The sequence below is a fragment of the Ideonella sp. P3_A4 genome (assembly GCF_056403075.1).
In genome coordinates this window covers 1-3,199 of sequence record NZ_JBFUGE010000651.1, presented here as the reverse complement: position 1 = coordinate 3,199, position 3,199 = coordinate 1, and the positions used below count along the sequence as shown (strand labels likewise).

Here is a 3,199-nt window from a genome sequence, read left to right as displayed (position 1 = left end):
AGCTCCAACGACATCATGCCGGCCTCGACCTTCGACAGATCAAGGATGTCGTTGATCAGGGACAGCAAATGCTGACCACTCGAAAAGATGTCGAGTACGTATTCATGCTGGATGGGACTCATCTGCCCCATCAAGCCCTCGTTGAGCGCATCTGAAAAGCCGATGATCGCGTTCAACGGCGTGCGCAGTTCGTGCGACAWCGTGGCCAGGAACTCCGACTTCATGCGGCTTGCATGTTCAAGCTCAACGTTCTTTTGCTCAAGGGTGCTTTCGAAGCGCTTGCGCTCGGTCATGTCGCGTGCCGAAGCGAAAACACCCTGCACCTTTCGGTCACGGTCGTGGAAGGTCGCAGCGTTGTACGCCACCACCGTCTCTTCGCCGCTTTGTGCCCGCACGGTCAGCTCGTAGTTCGTGACCTTGCCATCGGCGAGCACACGCTTGATCGCGGCGTCGGCGCGCAGCGGATCGGTGAAGAAGTTCCTTGAGCGCGAGCCAATCAGTTCGTCACGGGTTCGGCCAGTGAGCGCAATCATCTGCTGGTTGACGTCGGAGATGATGCCCTGAGGGTTAGTCATCATCAGCGCGTCGGTGTTCGATTCGATCAGCGAACGCGTGTAGAACTGCTGGTCACGCAGTTGCTGGTCGAGGATGGCCTGCGCCTCTTCGACCTGCTTGYGTGCCGTGTTGTCGGTGCCAATCAACAGGTAGCCAATGATGTGCTCGTCTGCATCGCGCAGCGCGGTCACAGAGACGACCGCAGGAAATCGGCTACCGTCTTTTCGGACGTAGGTCAGCTCGTAGATATCTTCGATGCCGCGCGACGCTTTGAAGACCAGGGCGGCGAAGCCGGGCGTGATCTGCGTGTCGAGCTCGAGGCTCAGAAGCGATGCGCGTGCGACCAGTTCCTGCGGGTCGGAGATGTCGGCGGGCGTGATCTGGTTGACCACATCCAGCGCAGAGTAGCCAAGCATGCGCTCGGCCCCGACGTTGAATATCTGGATGACGCCCGCTTCATCGGTGGCGATGCTTGAGAAGTACGCACTGTTGAAGATGGCGTCCTGCAAAGCGCCGGTCTTCAATAGGGCCTTTTGCCGCTGCGACTCGACCGAACCATGGAGGACAGTCGGCGCGTCCGTGACGCCGTCGGATTGAATCGTTTGCATCGATCTTCCCCGGAAACAATCGCAAGGCTAGGTGGCAACTTGGTGCGTTCGCGCCCTGGCAGGCTCACAGGTTGCCTGTCTTCCGATCAACGTTGAACGCAAACGGGCCGTGGGCAAGCGGGGAGGGGAAATGAATCAAGCTGATAGTAGTTAGAACGCACCACCTGCGATCGGGCAGACTGGTGGCCTTTCGTCTGGCATCTTTGATAGCCACACGGTCAAAACGAGCGTCCTCAGAGTGAGGGCACTCAATGGCTTGCAGAACGGATTCATGGCAACTCCCTTGCTCATCGACCAGCAGGTTGTAATGGCTCGATATCGAGCCGGTCTGTGCGCCATCGCACCGATCAGGCTAATCGCACCTTCCAAGCGTCCGCCGAACCAAGACGTCAGCGCGTCGCGTCTCAAAGGGAGCTTCCCTGTGACCGTCCAAACTTCCAGCATCTGGATTTGGCGCAGCGCGATGTGACCTGTCCGGATCCGTGCCTGATCCGCTTGCAATGGTGACGGCGGGAATGCACATTGCTGTGCCAATACACGACTGCCGGAGAGATCATGAGTTTGTTTCTAGTCAACTTACCGGTCCAAATTCCCGCCAACGTTTCGCCAGAAGAAGATGTGGCTGACCGCGAAGGCATCAATGCCACACTCGGTCCGCTGGCATAGTCTGAAGCCGGACGAATGAAGCGAGCTTCCGCATTCGCCGTTGGTGAACCGAGGGCGGCCCACCCTGGCTACATCCAGGTCCGAGGAGCGCGGGAGCACAACCTGAAGAACGTCGACCTGGACGTGCCACGCGATCGTCTCGTGGTGTTCGCCGGCGTCTCGGGTTCAGGCAAGTCGTCGCTTGCATTTGGCACCATCTATGCCGAAGCGCAGCGGCGCTACTTCGAGTCGGTCTCCCCGTACGCACGCCGCTTGATCGACCAGGTCGGCGTGCCGGACGTCGATGCGATCGAGGGGCTGCCACCTGCTGTCTCGCTCCAACAGCAACGGGGAACACCGAACGCGCGGTCGTCCGTTGGGACGGTGACGACGCTGTCGAGCCTGCTGCGCATGCTGTACTCGCGCGCTGGCAGCTACCCGCCGCGTCAGCCAATGCTCTATGCAGAGGACTTTTCGCCCAACACCCCCCAGGGTGCATGCCCGCGATGCCATGGTCTCGGCCGGGTGTTCGAGGTGACCGAGCAATCGATGGTGCCGGACGACACCCTGACGATCCGCGAGCGCGCGGTTGCTGCCTGGCCCACCGCCTGGCAAGGACAGAACCTGCGTGACATCCTGGTCTCGATGGGCCACGACGTCGACAAGCCCTGGAAGGACCTGCCACGCAAGTTGAGGGACTGGATCCTCTTTACCGATGAGCAGCCCACAGTGCCGGTCTACGCCGGCTTCACGCCGGCAGAGACACGCCAGGCGCTGCGGCACAAGACAGAACCCAGCTATCAGGGCACCTTCATGGGCGCGCGCAGGTATGTGTTGCACACCTATGCCACCACGCACAGCGCGCTGATGAAACGGCGGGTAGCACAGTTCATGATCCCCAGCCCTTGCCCAACTTGCCACGGCAAGCGGCTCAACCCCGCATCGCTGTCGGTCACGTTTGCCGGCCTGGACATCAGCGAATTGGCATCGATGACGCTCGACGACCTGGCACGGGCGTTGGGCCCCGCCGCACACGGTGCGTTTGACCCTGAGGCTGACGGCATGGCGCCGAAGGTCAGCCGTCGGGATGCTCGCGACGACACGGCCCGCCGGGTAAAGACAGGCGGATCGCCCCACACCGGCGCGAAAGACGTACGGCGCACACCGAACCTGTCGGAGGAAAAGCGCATCGTCGCCCAACGCATCGCTTCCGACGTTGTCGACCGAATTGCCACCTTGCAGGGCCTCGGGTTGGGCTACCTGTCGCTCGATCGCAGCACGCCCACGCTGTCGCCCGGTGAACTGCAACGCCTGCGCCTGGCAACCCAGATCCGCTCCAACCTGTTCGGGGTGGTCTACGTGCTGGACGAGCCGTCGGCCGGCCTGCATAC

2 protein-coding genes are annotated in these 3,199 nt (G+C 61.3%); one reads left to right on the top strand and one right to left on the bottom strand.

Annotated features, from left to right (window positions below):
- A partial coding sequence (locus tag AC1DYI_RS30550) for a PAS domain-containing protein (protein ID WP_477207874.1) occupies positions 1–1,163 on the bottom strand: 1,163 nt, incomplete at its 3' end.
- A gap of 681 nt (positions 1,164–1,844) precedes the next feature.
- Here AC1DYI_RS30550 and AC1DYI_RS30545 point away from each other — a divergent pair.
- On the top strand, positions 1,845–3,199 hold a 1,355-nt coding region (locus AC1DYI_RS30545), incomplete at its 3' end, for an excinuclease ABC subunit UvrA (RefSeq protein ID WP_477207873.1).